This is a genomic window from Chitinophaga sp. 05T412 (assembly GCF_056396465.1).
In genome coordinates this window covers 15,006-32,636 of sequence record NZ_JBFTLN010000020.1, presented here as the reverse complement: position 1 = coordinate 32,636, position 17,631 = coordinate 15,006, and the positions used below count along the sequence as shown (strand labels likewise).

At 45.7% G+C, this 17,631-nt stretch carries 13 protein-coding genes; 1 reads left to right on the top strand and 12 read right to left on the bottom strand.

The features are described 5' to 3' along the window. Positions 1 to 81: 81 nt before the first annotated feature. The 6 genes from AC1DFM_RS31280 to AC1DFM_RS31255 all read right to left on the bottom strand — a co-directional run bounded on the left by AC1DFM_RS31280 (position 82) and on the right by AC1DFM_RS31255 (position 7,551). On the bottom strand, positions 82 to 2,370 hold the full coding sequence (locus AC1DFM_RS31280) for a M56 family metallopeptidase (RefSeq protein ID WP_477080718.1): 2,289 nt from the start codon (positions 2,368 to 2,370) through the stop codon (positions 82 to 84). A 10-nt stretch (positions 2,371 to 2,380) separates the two neighbouring features. Beyond that, the gene (locus tag AC1DFM_RS31275; protein ID WP_477080717.1) at positions 2,381 to 2,770 is read right to left on the bottom strand and encodes a BlaI/MecI/CopY family transcriptional regulator; all 390 of its coding nucleotides are present in this window, start codon (positions 2,768 to 2,770) and stop codon (positions 2,381 to 2,383) included. A 101-nt stretch (positions 2,771 to 2,871) separates the two neighbouring features. After that, complete coding sequence (locus tag AC1DFM_RS31270; protein ID WP_477080716.1) at positions 2,872 to 3,744, bottom strand: sterol desaturase family protein; 873 nt, start codon at positions 3,742 to 3,744, stop codon at positions 2,872 to 2,874. Between the two features lie 126 nt (positions 3,745 to 3,870). Beyond that, positions 3,871 to 4,740, bottom strand: a complete 870-nt coding sequence (locus tag AC1DFM_RS31265; protein ID WP_477080715.1) for a DUF4249 family protein — start codon at positions 4,738 to 4,740, stop codon at positions 3,871 to 3,873. 21 nt (positions 4,741 to 4,761) lie between these two features. Then, a complete protein-coding gene (locus tag AC1DFM_RS31260) occupies positions 4,762 to 7,146 on the bottom strand; it encodes a TonB-dependent receptor (RefSeq protein WP_477080714.1) in 2,385 nt (794 codons plus the stop codon). Between the two features lie 192 nt (positions 7,147 to 7,338). Beyond that, the gene (locus AC1DFM_RS31255; RefSeq protein WP_477080713.1) at positions 7,339 to 7,551 is read right to left on the bottom strand and encodes a hypothetical protein; all 213 of its coding nucleotides are present in this window, start codon (positions 7,549 to 7,551) and stop codon (positions 7,339 to 7,341) included. Positions 7,552 to 7,659: 108 nt separating this feature from the next. On the opposite strand from AC1DFM_RS31255, the gene AC1DFM_RS31250 reads away from it, so the two are divergent. After that, positions 7,660 to 8,655, top strand: a complete 996-nt coding sequence (locus tag AC1DFM_RS31250; RefSeq protein WP_477080712.1) for a helix-turn-helix transcriptional regulator — start codon at positions 7,660 to 7,662, stop codon at positions 8,653 to 8,655. A 46-nt stretch (positions 8,656 to 8,701) separates the two neighbouring features. Here the strand turns inward: AC1DFM_RS31250 and AC1DFM_RS31245 are convergent, their stop codons facing one another. From AC1DFM_RS31245 to AC1DFM_RS31220, 6 genes are all read right to left on the bottom strand, one after another. Beyond that, complete coding sequence (locus AC1DFM_RS31245) at positions 8,702 to 9,331, bottom strand: NAD(P)-dependent oxidoreductase (RefSeq protein ID WP_477080711.1); 630 nt, start codon at positions 9,329 to 9,331, stop codon at positions 8,702 to 8,704. Between the two features lie 429 nt (positions 9,332 to 9,760). After that, entirely contained in the window at positions 9,761 to 11,977 is a 2,217-nt protein-coding gene (locus tag AC1DFM_RS31240; protein ID WP_477080710.1) for a sodium-translocating pyrophosphatase, read from the bottom strand. A 182-nt stretch (positions 11,978 to 12,159) separates the two neighbouring features. Beyond that, positions 12,160 to 13,677 (bottom strand): NAD(P)H-hydrate dehydratase, encoded by a 1,518-nt coding sequence (locus AC1DFM_RS31235; protein WP_477080709.1) that lies wholly within the window; start codon positions 13,675 to 13,677, stop codon positions 12,160 to 12,162. A 100-nt stretch (positions 13,678 to 13,777) separates the two neighbouring features. Then, a complete protein-coding gene (locus AC1DFM_RS31230) occupies positions 13,778 to 14,311 on the bottom strand; it encodes a hypothetical protein (RefSeq protein WP_477080708.1) in 534 nt (177 codons plus the stop codon). 89 nt (positions 14,312 to 14,400) lie between these two features. Next, on the bottom strand, positions 14,401 to 15,612 hold the full coding sequence (nhaA, locus tag AC1DFM_RS31225) for a Na+/H+ antiporter NhaA (protein ID WP_477080707.1): 1,212 nt from the start codon (positions 15,610 to 15,612) through the stop codon (positions 14,401 to 14,403). Between the two features lie 135 nt (positions 15,613 to 15,747). After that, complete coding sequence (locus AC1DFM_RS31220) at positions 15,748 to 17,628, bottom strand: OstA-like protein (protein WP_477080706.1); 1,881 nt, start codon at positions 17,626 to 17,628, stop codon at positions 15,748 to 15,750. Between the last annotated feature and the right edge of the window lie 3 nt (positions 17,629 to 17,631).

Here is a 17,631-nt window from a genome sequence, read left to right as displayed (position 1 = left end):
AAGGGAACTCATATAATAAAAAATACCATTACCGTATGAACGGTAATGGTACAAATCTCATCTGCAATTGCTTTGCAGTAATTAGTTTTCAGTGTGTGTACTGGAACTACTGCTAGAGCTTTTGATGGTGATATGATCTCCTTTCAGGTATTTGCTGTATTTGCTGGCAACATTGTCAGGTTGTTTTACACCATTGATAAACAATCCATTACTGTTTTTCTCAATGCTATAGTTTTTGGTATCCAGTAAATGATCTGCTTCCATTTCGCGGATCATTTCCTGGCGGCCTTTATCAGCTATCTTTCTTTTTTCATCGGCTATTTTCCTGGCTTTATCTGCTTGTGCTCTTTGCTCGTCCGCTACTTTCCGTGCTTTATCTAACTGCGCTCTTTGTTCATCCGCTACTTTCCTGTTCCTGTCAGCAAGCGCCCTTTGTTCATCTGCTTTCTTTTGCTCCTGGTCAATGGCGGCATTTTGTTCGTCTATGTCTTTGCCGATATCAGCGTTTCTTTTTTTACTTTCTGCCCGTATTTTTCCGGCATCTTGTCTGGCTTTGGCGGCATCAGCCAGTGCAGCGGCTCTTTGCCTGCGGATGTCTTCCTTTTTAGTGGCACTGTTTCCAGCCATATCGATGCTGGCATAGGCTTGATTCAGGTTTTTATTGATGGCGGCGAAATCGATATTTTTCAGGGCAGCTGCGGCTTCTGTCTTTGCTTTAGTTACCTCATCCCAGTTCACATTTTTCATGGCAGCGATGCTTTCCTTGCGGGCCTGTTCTGAAACATCACTCCAGTTGATATTTTTGGTGGCAGCCTGAATTTCGGCCTGCACTTTTTTCATATCTACTTCTTTCAACTGTTTCATGGCCACTTGTACGCTGCGCTGTGCTTCTCGGATTTGTCTGCGTATTTCTTCCTTGTCTACCCGCACATCAGCATCACAAATTACATCGTTGATTTTTGTAGAGATGTTGATGGGTGTACTGTCTGTTATTGGATAGAAGCTGGAATTGAAGCTAAAATCAAAGTTGGACGGAGGTACCGGCGGTGCGGGCGGCATCGGTGTGATAGGTGCCAGGGTACCAGATAGACTGCCTTTCAGCGGCGCAATGGGTGCCAGAGCAGGATTTGGAGCTGGTGCAACTACCATATCGGGCGCAGGGGGCGGAGCAGGAATGCCTGCAGCTGACAGGTCTATTGCAGTATCTATCGCGATGGCGTCCAGCTGGCGTTTGAACTGATCTTTCGCTTGTCTGGAGGATGTTGCGTTATTGTTGCCGGACAAAGCATTCAGTGCATGTTTTTCAGCGATTAAATTTTGTCCGGTAGCGTTATCTTTTCCTTTAGCCGGATTGAGCCAGGCAATGGATACAAGGCCGGTGGCAATGATCAGGACAGCTAAAAATTTTTGGCTATAATTAAGATGTGTTGTTTTCATTTCCATGATGCGTTTAATGCGGTAAAACAGATGTTGTTTATTATCTGCAGCAGCCATGGTGAGCCGGTTGGCGGTTAACCGGTATTGTTCGAGCGCTACCAGTGCCTGCGCATATTGCAGCGGTTGCACGGTATTCGCAATAACCAGGTCGTCGCAGCAATGTTCTCTTTCTATACGGATGGTTTTGGAAATCAGCCATACGAAAGGGTTAAAGAATAGAATGGTTTCAACGATTGATTGGAAGATATTCAGTAGATAATCATTGCGTTTAATATGCGCCAATTCGTGTAACAATACTGCTTCGAGTTGTGCCTCGGTGAGATTGTTGACCATGGCTATTGGCAGCAGGATCAAAGGTTTTAAAAAGCCCAGCATTACCGGCACCTGCACATGGCTGGAGATCAGCAATTTTACTTTGCGGGGGATCTGTAACTGAGCTGCAAGCCGGTTCAGGTGTTTGTCCCACGCAGCGCCCATGGGCTCTGTCCGCGTAGTACGTATTTGTTGCAATTGAAAAAGATCCGAACATAATTTGATGGTCATGACTGCCATTCCTGCTATGTAAAGCATCACCAGGAATGGAAAGCACATTTCCAGATTAGGAAACATCCACATCAGCGGGTCCTGGCTGGGATACACCGGAGGCTGGGAAGCCGCTGCAGATATGGATACCGCATGATTGCCTGCAAACAGTATGTTTTCCTGTATTTCCTGCAGGCGTTGCATATGCATATACAAGGTAGCCAGGAACCAGGTGAAAATGCCTGTCAATGATAGGAGGGAGAGGTTATACCGGATTCGTGCACCGGCTAGTGGCCAAAGTTTTAACACTATTCGCAAACAGGCATGGATAAAGAATGCCTGCCACATGGAATGAAGGATCGTCCATCCCAGGGCGCGCACAAAGTCGCCCGTAATAGGTAATAAGTTCATGGTACCAGATTTACCTGTTGTTCTTTTGTTGTTGTTCTATTGTAGCTAAATACTGACGAATCTTATCCAATTCCTCCTCCGATGATTGATGATGTCCCAGTGCCTGCATAACCAGCTGCGAAGCTGATCCGCCGAAAATGGTATCAATCATTTTATTGACCAGTTGTTCCTGCGTTTTTTGTTGTGAAATGGCTGCAGTATATACATGTGTTTTATTGCTGGTATCGCGATCCAGCAATCCTTTCTCATGCATAATCTGCATCAGTTTCAGGGTAGTCGTATAGCCGGCATCTTTCGTTTGAGATAAGATATCATGTACCTCCCGAACGGTGCTGGGGCCTTTTTCCCAGAGTACACCCAAAATTTCCAATTCACTTTCTGTAGGCCGGATCTGTTTCAAAGCAATCTGTATTAAAGGATGATAATTATTGTACGAATATCTTCGTAAACGAATGTACGACAGTTTTCGTAATAACCAAATAGTTTAGGCAATTTTTTATTTTAAGACAAGGAATCGCTTTCCTGTTGCAGCTGCCGGGTGGTTTTTCGGGTACCATCGGCGCTCCAGCCTGGCGCATCAAATATATAATGCCATACTTCCCGTGGCGAACGGGCGGTCCGGATATCCCGCCAGATGTCCACCCATTCGTGGGTAGCGATGCGGAAAGGGTTGTAGCTGTGTATGTTTTTGGTAAGACCGTATACGGGGCGCTGTTTCTCTGCGGTGAACGTACCAAACATGCGGTCCCATATAATAAGTATACCGGCATGGTTGCGATCCAGGTAATCCAGATCGGAGCCGTGGTGTACCCGGTGATGGGAAGGCGTGTTGAAGATATATTCTATTGGGGCTGGCAGCTTATTGATTACTTCTGTATGTATCCAGAACTGGTAAATCAGGCTGATGGCCTGCATACTCATCACCATCAGGGGATGAAAGCCTATCAATGGCATCCAGAGCCAGAAAACGAAGGTGCCGGTCAGGTTACCGGTCCAGTTTTGCCGCAGGGCCGTAGCCAGGTTATACTTCTCTGAAGAATGGTGGATCACGTGGGAGGCCCAGAAAAACCGGATAGTATGACTGCTGCGATGGAACCAATAATAACTGAAATCATCTGCAAACAAACACAATACCCATGCCCACCAGGTAAAGCCTAATGTAAACAACCGGAACTGGTATAGAAAGAGATAGATACTGAAGATGACGGCTTTGGTAAAAAGCCCGACAAATAAGTTGCCCAGCCCCATGGCGATGCTACTGAGGGCATCTTTGGGTTCGTACATATTCTTATGCTCGATGGTCGTAAACACAATCTCCAGTAACATGAGCAACACAAATCCTGGGATGGCATATGTAATTAGGTCGGGAGCCATATCGTTGTAACTTTCAGTAATGGAAGTTAACGATTTTTGTCCCATTTTGATGAATCGGTAGTATAAAAAAAGTGCAGCGGAATCCCCCGCTGCACTTCAACTTTAACTAATACTAACCTATAAAACTTACTTACCCGGGAAGCTTTTTTCGGCTCTGCTAACTGCAGAAGTGCCAAACCAGCCTAATATTCTTGTTTGGCCGCCAGTGGTTGTATTCTTCACATTGCTCTTTACATTTTCCAACACTTTGGCAAACAGGCCGCCTGAATTCACCTGCTCATTTACCTGTTTCAGGAATTCGTAATCAGGATAGCTAAGAGACCTGATTTTTACGATCACTTTTTCTCCTGCCAGGAAGGGTTTATCATAATTTGTGATGCTTTCTGCAATAGGTAAAATAAAGATGGCGCCATCGGAAATGCCTGCATCATAAGAACCGTCTACGGAGAAATTATCTTCCAGACGTTTAAGGGTATCATTCCGGTAAGAACGAATCCAATAATAATCTACGGCATTTTTTAGATCTTTGGCGTGGAAGGTAGCGTAGTAGCCTTCTTTACCACTTATGGCTTCCTCTTTCTTTTTGAATTCGTAGGTGATAGAATCAATCTGCGGTACACGTTTGACAGTATCCAATGCTTCAAACGTTTCTCCTTTGTACACTACTTTCAGCTTGTAAGCATGACCAACTATACCAATCGCTTTGGCAGTAGCATCGTAACTATACATTTTGTTTTTGAATGTAAATGGGTAAGAAGCCCCGCTGGTGACATCGTATAAAGTGATTTGCGCGTCATCAATAACAGGCGCGGGGTTATCGTCTGTATACGGTACGGACATTGTAAACTTAATCGTTTGAGGTCCGGCTTCGTCAGTAATCCATGCATCCAATACCGGGTAAGAAGTACCCTTCTTGATATCCAGGTTTACTTTGTCTTCGCAGGCCATTAGCCCTACTACGGCTGCAAATAATATGAGGAATAATGATTTTTTCATCTGATCTTAATTTTTGGACAATTAGAACTTGAAGTTGTACGTGATACCTGGGATAATAGAACCGATGATAGACAAGCGGGTAGCTTCACGTTTGGTTGGATCATCATTATTCTGTTTAAAGTAGATGGTGTAAGCATTTCTGCGCGCATATACGTTATACAGTGAGATTACCCATTCACCTTTCCAGCGTTTGGTTTGTTTACCTTTGATGGTCATAGATAAATCCAGGCGGTGGTAAGATGGTAAGCGGTAGTTGTTGCGTTTATCGGTACTGTTGTAAGGAATATCCCAATCCTGGAATTCCAGTCGGTTGTCCGCGAAGGTACCCGGTGTACCGGAAGCAAATACCCAGTTGCCGGACAAGGAGAGGCGTTTGTTGAGGGTATGTGTTACTACCAGGTTCAGGTTATGGGTACGATCGTAGCGATTCAGGAACCACTCATCCAGGCTGATACCAGGCGTTTTCCTCTCTGTGCGGGACAAAGTATAGCTTATCCAACCAGTAGTTTTGCCAATGTCCTTTTTAGCATAAAGTTCCAAACCATAAGCACGGCCCTCTGAAGGCAGCAGGTCTGCTTCGATTAATGGGTTCAGCTGGAGGTTGGCATTATCGATATAATCTAACTGGTTATCAGTTTTCTTATAAAACACTTCTGCAGAAAATTCATATGCATCATTAGGTGCATTGTAGAAATATCCGACAGTATACTGATCCGCTACAATTGGCTTCACGTTGTTGGTGCTGGGAGTCCAGATATCCAGTGGTGTAGGAGAAGCGGTGTTAGACAGCTGGTGCATAAACTGGGTAGTTCTGCTGTAGGCCACTTTAACAGCGTGTTCATCGGAGAAAGCATATCTGGCGCTGATTCTTGGCTCAAAGTAATAGTAGCCTTTAATCAATTCGTTATCGCCATATGTTTTCGTGCTCACCAGTCTTTTGCGGATACCAGGTGTGGTGTCAGCATAGAAATAAGCGGTGCTGTTGCCGATAAACTGGTAGGAGGACAGGCGGCCGCCGTATTGAACGCCGAATTTTTTGCTTGGTTTCCACTCGTGATCAATATACACAGCTGATTCCAGTGCATGTTGGTCGTACATCTGTTTCACATTTTTCACGTCGCCGCTTTCGCTGGTACCGGTACCTGGTTTGAAGGTATAGTAGATGCCCTGTACGCCAAAATGCAAGCTATTAGCGGAGTTGATGTAATAAGTGAAAGATGGTTTTAAGCCATAGTTAATGATGTTGGAAGTCCAGTCGTATGACTGGGAATCTTCGTTGGCTTTCTTCTTGGATTCATTACTAAAGTTAAGATGATAATCATACTTACTGTAGTAAGTGGTCAGATTCAGGAACAGGCGGTTGGTGAAAACGTGGTTCCAGCGAACGGTGGCGGTGCTGTTACCCCAGTTCATGTTTACATCTTTACCAAATCCAAATACGTCTCTTCCGAAGTAGCCGCTTACAAAGAGGGCGTTGTTTTTATCAAATTTGTAGTTGGCCTTCGCGGTGATGTCGTAGAAGTTGAGTTTGGTATCTTTCATATCTCCCTTTACAAAAGGCTTCATCAGCAGATCTATATAAGATCTTCTGGCTGCCACGATGAAGGAGCCTTTGTCTTTCACAATCGGCGCTTCCACAGACAGGCGGCTGAAGATATTACCAATACCACCGTTGATAGCGAGGTTTTGGTTATTACCATCTTTCATACGGATATCCAGTACGGACGAGGTACGGCCACCGTATTCGGCAGGAAATCCGCCTTTGATGAGGTTCAGACTTTTCACAGCGTCGGGATTGAATACAGAAAAGAAGCCGAGCATGTGGGTGGAATTGTATACGGGGGCTTCGTCCAGCAGGATGAGGTTTTCATCGCTGTTACCGCCGCGTACGTTGAAGCCGGAAGAACCTTCTCCTACGGTATTTACACCGGGGAGGGTCTGGATAGCACGCAGTACATCTACCTCACCCATGAAGGTGGGCATTTTTTTCATCTGTGCAATATCCAGCTTGTTGATACTGGTGTTGAGTGTATTTACGGTCTTTTCCTGTTTCTGACCGTTTACGGTTACCACATTTAACTGGCTGCTGGTGGCTTCCATGTTAACATCTATGGTAGCGTTCTTTTTCAGGTTGACAGTTGTTTTATAGGTACCATAGCCCATATAAGAGAACTGTATTTCATGCTCACCTGCGGGTAGGGTGAGGGAGTAGAATCCGTATTGGTTGCTGACAGTGCCGATAGTGGTGCCACTTTTACCAATAGAGATGCCTACAAGACTTTCTCCATTTTGTTTGTCTTTGACGTAGCCGCTTACGGTATATCGTTGCTGCTGTGCGATAGTTGTTTGTCCTGCTAATAGGAGAATGAGCAGGGACAGCAACAGGGTGGTTGCCTTAGTTTTCATAAAAATTAAGTCCTTTGTTTGCATAAAATCCATGGCTTTTTTCGAGCATGTGCTAATAAGACGTGGCAAAAATATTATACCCCTACGTTTAATAGATTATTTTTTTTATAAATGAAATAAAGCCACCGTAGCGGAGATGAAGATATTTCTTCGCTACAGCGGCTTTATATGTGTACTTACTATTGAATAATTTTATTCGAGAATGTCACAATTGAACCCCAGGCGGGTGACAAAATCTATGATTGTTTGTTCGGCGAGCGACAGGGGGCTGACTACGCGCAATACTCTATCACAGTCTTCCAGGTCTACGCTACAGGCATTTACGGTAAATTGTGCAGAAATCGCGTTGATGACGTTGTTTCTATCCTGAACAGTTGTAATATTGGTACGGAATATTCCCATCATGGCGTAATTAATTTATTATTCGGAATATTTTTTGTGCAAATTTGCCGTTGTTATCCCACATAGCTGTTACACGAAACGGATAAACACTTATACGAAACGGATTATTTTATGGGCATAGTTATTACCAATGATGCCAACCATGTACTGTTGAAGGAAAATATGCCGTTTGACTACCGGAAGATCCGGTCCAGGGCCATCGTAGAGGAAACCCAGGAAATGCGGCATGATTTCGGGGCGGCCACGCTCCAGGAATATTGTTTTGATGGCATCAGCATGGCTTATTGTGAGGCTGATGTGTTTGAAAACATCCACATTCATACTGAGTTTAAGGAGCCTAGGGTAGTGATGATGTTTATGGAGCAAGGCGAAGTCAGTACCTCTTTGGAGGGAAGGAAGAATTTCAGATTCTCCAGCCGGGAACATAATCTGATGTTTAGTCCCAGTCCCAATGAGTCTGCCGATGTGAAAAAGCAGCGGGATATCCATTTTTTGGGGTTGAGCTTTATGCCTAACCGTTTTTTGGAGCTGGCGGAAGATAATGGACGGGTGTTGGAGAACCTCGCCAACGATGTAGCGGGTAACCGGACTACCAGGTTGGCGGAGAAGTTTAATCCCCGGATTACCCCGCGTATGCAAATGGTCATTGAAGAAGCGCGCCAGTGCCGGTTTCAGGGTGGGCTGAAAAAGCTGTTCCTGCAGTCGAAGACCATTGAGTTGCTGGCGTTGCAGTGTGAGCAGATAGAAACCGCGCTTTTTTCCAGCAGCCCGGTAGCGACCAAAATTTCGGCTGCTGATGTGGAGAAGCTGTATTATGCCAGGGATTTACTGATGCAACATATGCAGCGGCCTTTAAGTCTGGAGCAATTGTCGCGGAAGGCGGGGTTGAATGAGTTTAAGCTGAAGTCCGGGTTTAAAGCGGTTTTTGACAATACCGTATTTGGTTACCTGAGTGAGCGCCGGCTGGAGTTGGCGCGGGAGCTGATTTTAAGCAGCAATCAACCATTGGCGGATATTGCCGATGAGGCAGGATATTCGTCTCCGCAGCATTTCAGCAATGCTTTCCGTAAGAAGTTTGGGGTAAGTCCTTCAAAAATAAGAGAATAAAAAAACAGGATCAGCCGCCATGGCCGATCCTGTATATCCTGTACTATTAATAAGCCAGTGTGAAACGCTGTTGGATATGTTTCGGCTGTTCCAGTTCATCTATCAGTGCCACTGCATAATCTGCTGTAGAAATTCTGCTTTCTCCTTTCTCATCAAATATTACCTGGTCTTTTCCCAAGCGGAATTTGCCGGTACGGGTACCTGGTTCAATCATCATGGCAGGGCTTATTACGGTCCAGTCCAGATCATTGGTTGCTTTAATTACGTGGAAAGCATCGCGGGTGGCGGAAGCGCCTTCCTTCCATGCTGCCGGGAATTCCGGTGTATCCAGTAATTGTACGCCTGGTGCTACTTCGAGGCTGCCGGCGCCGCTTACAGCGATCAGTCTTTTGATACCTGCTTTTTTGGTAGCATTAATAATGGCGTGTATCGCTTTCAGGTAAGTAGCGGAGTCATGTGCGCTATAGGAGCTGATGACTGCCTGGTTGCCTGTCAACAAAGCCGCTAATGCCGCTTCGTCGGTAACATCTCCTTTTTTAACCGTCAGATGCGGGTTTTGCAGTGTTATTTTTTCCGGATTGCGTACAATAGCGGTCACTTCATGACCTCTTTCCAATGCTTCGCTTAAAATGGCTGATCCTATGAATCCGGAAGCTCCGATGATGGCTACTTTCATGTTATTAGTTTTTTTATGATAATTAGTAATACAGCCTGCCCGTGCTGATTGTTTTAATTGTGATAATAATTATGACAGTTTTTGTTTAAAAAAATACAGATGCTTAATCTGTAATAATTTTAATTACAGTACAAAGGTAGGAAAGATCCGTAAACCACCAAATTTTTTTGAGCAGAAAGCATAAAGCGGAAAGCAAAAAGCTATTGAAGCGGATGATCAGAGCGGATCCTGTCTGTGTACAGGATTAACCTGATTATTCTGATTATATTTTAAGGATTTAAAAAGATGAAGGGAGATTGAGGCAGGTATATCTGCTCTCATCTCCCTTCTTTCTTAATCAAAAAATAAAAATCAGAATAATCAGGTTAATCCTGTACACAGACAGGATCCGCTCTGATCATCCGCTTCAATAGCTTTTTGCTTTCCGCTTTATGCTTTCTGCTTCACCAAATAAGCGGTTGCCTTGCTGCTTACTGTTTTAGCGGCAGGTGCCACTTTTTCCGTTTTAGCAGTAGGTGGTACTGGTGGTTGTTTGGTATGGAACATCTCTGCCAGGGTTGGCGCAATCACCAACGATACAATAGACATCAGCTTAATGAGGATGTTCATAGAAGGGCCGGAAGTATCTTTAAACGGATCACCAACGGTATCACCGGTTACAGAGGCTTTATGTGGCTCAGACTTTTTGTAATAGGTTTCGCCGTTAATTTCTACGCCTTTTTCGAATGATTTTTTGGCGTTATCCCAGGCGCCACCGGCGTTGTTCTGGAAGATACCCATTAATACACCGCTCACGGTAGCACCGGCCAGGAATCCACCCAGTACTTCCGGACCTGCCAGGAAGCCTATTAATAAAGGGGAAATCAGTGCAATAGCGCCCGGCAGCAACATTTCGCGGATAGATGCCTGTGTGGAAATAGCCACGCACTTATCATATTCCGGCTTGCCGGTGCCTTCCATAATACCAGGTATTTCGCGGAACTGGCGGCGTACTTCTTCCACCATGGCCATGGCAGCGCGTCCTACGGCCGCAATAGCGAGGGAGGAGAAAATGAATGGAATCATACCGCCTATAAATAAGCCGGCGAGTACATTTGCTTTATAGATATCAATGCCCTGAATACCTGCCACACCCACAAAGGCAGCAAATAATGCCAGTGCGGTTAATGCGGCAGAAGCAATGGCAAAACCTTTACCAGTAGCGGCGGTAGTGTTACCTACTGCATCCAGGATATCTGTTTTTTCTCTTACCTCTTTCGGTAATTCGCTCATTTCAGCAATACCACCGGCATTGTCGGCAATAGGGCCAAAAGCATCAATGGCCAGTTGCATCGCAGTGGTGGCCATCATACCGGCAGCAGCAATCGCTACGCCGTATAAGCCCGCCAGGTGGAAAGAACCGGCAATACCTGCTGCCAGTACCAGTATTGGCAGCATGGTAGATTCCATACCTACAGATAAACCACCAATGATATTGGTTGCAGCACCTGTAGCCGATTGGCGGATGATGGATTTAACCGGGCGTTTGCCCATCGCTGTATAATATTCTGTGATAATACTGATCAGGGTACCTACGGCCAGTCCTACCATGATAGCTCCGAATACCTGTCCACGGGTGAACTCATGGCCACGTAATACCATGGCGCTGTCTGGCAGTATCCAGTTTACCAGGAAGTAAGAAACAATCGCGGTTAAAATAATAGAACCCCAGTTACCCATATTCAGCGCTCTCTGTACTACGCCGGTATTCAGGCCTGCGGTATCACTAATTCTCACAAACAAGGTACCGATCATAGAAAAGATAATACCTGCGCCTGCTATGATCATCGGCAGGATAATAGGAGCGATACCGCCAAAGGCATCCTGGGAAACGGTTTCAGAGCCGAGTACCATGGTAGCTAATACGGTAGCCACATAAGAACCGAACAAATCGGCGCCCATACCGGCAACGTCACCTACGTTATCACCCACGTTATCTGCAATGGTAGCAGGGTTGCGGGGATCATCTTCCGGAATGCCGGCTTCTACTTTACCTACCAGGTCGGCACCCACATCGGCCGCCTTGGTGTAAATACCTCCACCTACACGGGCAAATAACGCAATACTTTCTGCACCTAATGAAAAACCAGTGAGTACTTCAATGGTTTTGATCATTTCAGGCGTATTGGCAGCTGCCCCGAAATATGATTTTAATATAATGAACAAAGATCCGAGTCCGAGTACTGCCAGACCTGCCACACCCATACCCATTACAGAACCACCGGTAAAGGATACCTGCAGTGCTTTGGCAAGACTGGTACGTGCTGCATGTGCGGTACGTACGTTGGCTTTGGTTGCTATTCTCATACCAATGAAACCGGCCACTGCTGAAAATACAGCACCTAATACAAAGGCCAGGGCAATAGACCAGTGAGAATTGTCATGGGTAGCACCCATGTAGCCCAATAGCAGCGCGGCTATAATAACAAAGTAAATAAGGACTTTATATTCAGCTTTAAGAAATGCCATAGCACCTTCAGCAATGTGCTGAGCTATCTCTTTCATCTTGTCGTTGCCAGCATCCTGTCGTGTAACCCAAGAGCTCTTGACGGCCGTATATAACAAAGCCAATAATCCAAAACATGGTACGAGGTAAACTATATTCATGTAAGCGAAATTTATAAAAACGTGGTTGACAAAAAGAGTTTAGTAATGAATTAATAATAGGATTCCAAAAAAATATTCAAATGAATATAAAACATAAATTAATAATTGTGTACGTAATAAATAAAATTATTACGCACATGCCCCCTGAGTATGAGTTTGGGCGCAAAAAAAATAACATGCCATCAGATGCCTTCCCGGAATGCCATCCCCAGCCAATGAATGATATCTGCTGCGGTCATGGCTTCGGGTGAAAGATGTGAAGCTGCCAGGTCGCCAGCATAGCCATGTAGCCATACCCCCAGCAATACGGCTGCTTTCGGAGAATAATCCTGCGCCAGCAGGCCGGTTAATATCCCGGTTAGTACATCTCCGCTGCCTCCGGTGGCCATACCGGGATTACCGGTATTATTAAAATATATTGCGCCATCCGGACAAGCCATCGCAGTATACCGGCCCTTTAAGATAATATAAATCTGTAGTCTTACCGCCTGTTTCGATAATAATTCAAGTCGTGCCACATCATTTGCGCTGGGGCCAAACAGCCGCTCAAATTCTTTCGGATGCGGGGTCAGTATACTGCCCGCAGGTACTTTTTCTAACAGGAACGGATATACGGAAAGCAGGTTGAGTGCATCCGCATCTATTACCATCGGGCGTTGCCAGCTATCCAGTAATAATTCCAGGGATTTGGCAGTGCCGGTTTGGGTACCCAGTCCGGGACCTATGCCAATGGTTTTATAAGTAGTGGTATGAATGTCGTGGTGAAAATGGGTGTTGTAGTATGGATCTTCATCGGTGATACACATGGCGCAGGGCTCACTGATCTGCATAATCTGCATGCCGCTTTGGGGGATGTGACAGGTAAGCAGTCCCACGCCCGCGCGCAAACAGGCTTTGGCGCTTAATACGGCGGCGCCCATTTTACCATAACTGCCGGCAATAAGCAGTGCATGACCATAAGTACCTTTGTGGGCAAACGGCTGGCGGGGCCGGTAAATGGTTTGCATGATATCCCGGTCGGACAGGTGATATCGTGCAGGCGTTTTCGTTATATACTCCGGATGCAGTCCTATGGGCAGTATATGCACTTCGCCGGTACAGGCGGCATTTTCCGGTAAGAGGAATGCCAATTTATAAAATTCGAAGCTCAGGGTATGATGTGCTTGTACGACGGTTGCCTCCGGATGACTTTCATCGGCGATCAGGCCGGAAGGCATGTCTATGGCTACGATGGTATGCTGGGCGTGTTGATCATTGATGTGATGCACCAGTCCGGCTACCCAGCCTTCAAGAGGCCGGCTCATACCTGTACCAAAAATAGCGTCTACTATGACCGCGTTAGCGGGGAGGGTAGGGAAGTCGGATACATCTCCTATATCATATATTCCAGCCGGATATTGTTGTTGCAGTATTTGTAACTGGTGTTGCTGATCAGCACTGGATTTGGGGCTATGCTGCACCATGCCGGTATACACTGTGTAGCCATGATCGAGCAATAAACGGGCGATGACTAATCCATCTCCCCCATTATTTCCTTTTCCGCAAAAAATATAAACAGGGTGACGAGGGGAGAAATGATCTTCCAGCCACGCAGCGCACCGGCCTGCGGCTCTTTCCATCAGGAGAACACTGCTGATAGGTTCATGAGCAATCGTGAAAGCATCGGCCTCCCTGATTTGTGCTGCTGAGAAGATTTTCATGCCCGATAGTTGAGCATTAAAAATACTTCAAAATAAGGAACATAAAAAAACGGACCATGCTTGCCTCATGATCCGTTTGTAGATGAAGTGGTTGCCTGGTTTAGAAAGTATACCGGGCAGACACACCGCCAATCTCCTCACCCATATAGTTGGTGGGTCCAACAAACTGTACGTAAGGTTTCAGATCGGCACTGATGTTTAAAGGAAATTTCTTGAAAGTATATTCGATACCAATGATAGCATCCAGACCTGGAGATACATACGTACCGTTTTTATAGTTTTTGTCTTCGTAACGGCTCCAGTCGTAATCCCGACGGTCGTAGAAGCCCAGGTGCGCACCACCACCGGCATACATGTTCAGCTCGGGCATACCGATATTCCAGTTGTATTCATACAAACCGGTAATCGTCAGGTTATTTCTGTGTGAGTGGTTTGTCGTAACCAGGCCTTCAATAGCATGAGGTCCCTGGATAAAATGTCTTACGGTAAAGCCCACTACCCATGGGTTTAAACGTACACCCAGCGCAGTTGTATAGTTAGAAGGATCGCTGTTGCTGTAACTCTTTTTCTTTTGTGCGTTGGCCTGACTCGCAAGGATGGCAATAAGGCTGAAAAGTAACACTACTTTTTTCATAGATGTGTTGTTTGAATTGATACTGTAAAATACACGTTAAGAAACGTTGGCTTTTTTCTCTAAAGTATATATGGACGACGAAAATAAAATCACGGTTGCTTTACAATAACAATGCCAACTGGCTTCAATAAGCGAAGAAAAATAAATCCGGCGATGCCTGCGATGAGAGAAGCGGCTATCACGGAAATGATGGCAATGATTTGTAATTCCCGCTCTGTATAGGCCAGCGAAGAAATAAATATAGACATGGTAAATCCTATACCAGCAATGAGGCCCACGCCGATTAGCTGCAGCCAGCCTGCTTTTGAAGGTAATGAAGCCAATTTTAATTTTACAGCTAGAAAAGAAAGCGTGAAAATACCGAGTGGTTTACCGAGTACCAGACCAGCTATCACTCCATAACTGATGTTATTATGCAGTGCGCCTGCAATGTCGGAAGGCAATTGTATGGCGGTATTGGCCAGGGCAAAGATGGGCATGATCACAAAATTTACGGGATCATGTAAGTCATGTACGAGGTCAGCAATTTTCTGCTGTGGAATACAAAATGCCAGCAGTACGCCTGCAATGGTAGCGTGTACACCGGAATTAAAGAGACAGTACCACAACACCAGTCCGGGTATATAATAGAAGATCAGTCGCTGTACTTTCAAAAAATTCAGCAGTAGTGGAATTAAAAATACACCCCCACCGATCAGGAGATATTTTACATCGAGGTGAGGCGTATAGAAGATAGCAATGGTCAGGATGGCGCCGAGATCGTCGATGATGGCCAGAGCCATCAGGAATATTTTCAAGCCTACCGGTACCCTTTTGCCCAGCAGGGATAGTATACCCAGGGAGAAGGCAATATCAGTGGCCATAGGGATGCCCCAGCCATGGGCATGGGGTGTATTGTTATTGAAAAGGGAGAAAATCAACGCAGGAAACAGCATACCGCCAATGGCGGCCAGTACCGGCAGGATCGATTTTCTGAAGGACGACAATTCTCCTACCGTGAGTTCCCGTTTTATTTCCATGCCTACCAGGAAGAAGAACAGCACCATCATGCCGTCGTTTATCCATAACAGATAGGAGTTGGGCAGGTGGAGGGAGCGGTATTGGTAATGATGTCCGCCGGCAGGGTCAAAGAGGTTATTCCAGAATCCTATATAATCCGCCTGCATGCCTGAATTGGCCAGTACCATAGACGCGATGGTGCATACAATGAGTACAATGCCTACCGCACGACTGTCTTTTAAAAACGTATGAATAGGGGAGATCAGTGTTTTGCGGATGATGTCAATAGAATTCCGGATCACGTTTATCAGTTTTAGTGAGAAGATAGCAAGGGGATGAAATGAAATTGGAATTTGTTCCTGTAAAGTATACATATCTGTTAGTCAGATAGTTTAAGTTACCGGCCCAAATTCCAATTTCGGGAGCACTCCCTATGCTTATTGCATTAACTCGTACTTACTTTTCGGTTGCCGTTTGATGTCCCATTTAAAGTTTTCTAGTTGTAGCTGGTCCATTGGGCGTTTGGTAAACGGATAGTTTGTGCCGTCTACATCTTTAAACAGCGATACTTTGTATACTTCTCCTTTCCGGAAGAAGATATCAATATACGCGCATTGGGCTTTGTTKACGCTCATATAGGCGCCGCCGTTATCTTTAATATAGTTAATAGTTTCGGCATTTCCTTCCACGTGCATCCAGTCGAGTGTTTCATCTTTCACATAGCCGGTGATGGTAGTGCCTTTGATCTGGTTAAACATACCAGGTCCGGCTTCGTTGATGATGAAGCCATTATTTTTCAGCAGCATTTTATTGGCTGTCTGGTTTTTGGTAAACATCAGGATGGTGTCTCCACTCAGCTGGGTGGTGTTATTAGACCAGATTACCGGGTTGTAGAAGAGGCGGAAGGTGGAGTCTTTTGAAGAGTAAAACACACTATCAGCCACCGCTTGCAGGGAATCTGAGAACACTCTTACGTTGTGGTAAGCCAGGATATATCGTTGATCTGCTGTGTCTTTTGGAACGGTGAGCGCCACGCTGTCGGCATGATGTTTAATGCCTGGCAGGGAGTCGCTTATTGTTATTATTKGCAGCGGAGCGATCTTCACATTTTTCACCAGGGCGGTATCGAGTTTCTGTCTGGTTTTGGTGAGGGCGCTATCGGCCATGAACATCATCACGTTGCCGGCAACCGTCTGCTTTTTGGCAATGGAGTCGCCTTTGGTGACGGGTGAAATGGTAGCGGTGAATTTCTCCGGCGGTCGTATGGTTTTGATGCTGCGGAGGTTTTTGGTAGGCCCGTCGGGGATGCGTTTGAGTCCGGCCACGGAGGGGATAGAGAGGCTGTCGCCCGGCTTGATAACACCTGAAAACAGGGTATCGGCGGCCATGTACAGGGTATCTTTATTTTTCTCCATGATCAGCAGTGGTTTCTGCGTGGCAAGGATCGTTTTTTCGCGTTGGTTGGCGATGCCTTTGTTGGCCAGCAGTGACATTTTGCGGGCAGTATCTCTGTACACCATGTTACCGGTGGCGTAGGCCATACCAGTTGCTTTATCCATTTCAATATTATCAGCGGTAATGGTGCTGGTACTATCTTCTATGGTAGGGCGGCTACCGAAATTGCCATAGCCTTTTTCCGTATCATAGTAACCACTGGTAGCATACATCGTGCTTTTGTCGTTATTGTTGATGGTGGTAGGAGCTATGATGTTGGCTATTTTGGTGCCGGTATTATACATTAGTTCGCTGGTGCTGAGGGTATATTCCGGATCAACCAATAGTACATTGCGGATGAAGTGCATGTCTTTCGGTTCCGTGTAATAGTATCCTTCATCGCTGGTGAGCACACTTTTGCCGTTTACCAGGCGGCCTCCTTTTGTGTAGGAGCCTATTTTGGCGTTCATATCGTACTGTAATTCGGGGCCGGTGATAGTTACTTTCCCATCGGTTAATTTGGCGTTATCCTGTAACAGGGCGATGCGGGTATTGGCGTCGTAGTTCAGGTAATTACCGTAGATGTGTACACTGTCGGCCTGGTTGATATGAATATTACCGTAGGCGTCTATGACATTGGTTTTATTGTTTTTGATGGCGCTGTCGCAGTTAAACAGGGTAGATCCCTGTTTGAATATGGCGCCGCCAACGAAGCGGGTCATGCTTACAGAATCGCGTTCATACATGATGAGGGTATCCGCATGAATGATTTCAATAACAGATCCGGTTTTCGGAGCTGGTTTAGCCGGAAACTGGGCGCTGGCCGAGTATGCCAGCAGGCATATCACGGCCAGAAAAATCCCTGATTTTATGTATCGATGCATTGA

Excerpts from the sequence above, each read along its gene's own strand:
- AC1DFM_RS31260 (WP_477080714.1), bottom strand. The coding sequence starts at position 7,146 with ATGAAAACTAAGGCAACCACCCTGTTGCTGTCCCTGCTCATTCTCCTA.
- AC1DFM_RS31270 (WP_477080716.1), bottom strand. The coding sequence starts at position 3,744 with ATGGCTCCCGACCTAATTACATATGCCATCCCAGGATTTGTGTTGCTC.
- AC1DFM_RS31240 (WP_477080710.1), bottom strand. The coding sequence starts at position 11,977 with ATGAATATAGTTTACCTCGTACCATGTTTTGGATTATTGGCTTTGTTA.
- AC1DFM_RS31265 (WP_477080715.1), bottom strand. The coding sequence starts at position 4,740 with ATGAAAAAATCATTATTCCTCATATTATTTGCAGCCGTAGTAGGGCTA.
- AC1DFM_RS31250 (WP_477080712.1), top strand. The coding sequence starts at position 7,660 with ATGGGCATAGTTATTACCAATGATGCCAACCATGTACTGTTGAAGGAA.
- AC1DFM_RS31255 (WP_477080713.1), bottom strand. The coding sequence starts at position 7,551 with ATGATGGGAATATTCCGTACCAATATTACAACTGTTCAGGATAGAAAC.
- AC1DFM_RS31280 (WP_477080718.1), bottom strand. The coding sequence starts at position 2,370 with ATGAACTTATTACCTATTACGGGCGACTTTGTGCGCGCCCTGGGATGG.
- AC1DFM_RS31245 (WP_477080711.1), bottom strand. The coding sequence starts at position 9,331 with ATGAAAGTAGCCATCATCGGAGCTTCCGGATTCATAGGATCAGCCATT.
- AC1DFM_RS31230 (WP_477080708.1), bottom strand. The coding sequence starts at position 14,311 with ATGAAAAAAGTAGTGTTACTTTTCAGCCTTATTGCCATCCTTGCGAGT.
- AC1DFM_RS31235 (WP_477080709.1), bottom strand. The coding sequence starts at position 13,677 with ATGAAAATCTTCTCAGCAGCACAAATCAGGGAGGCCGATGCTTTCACG.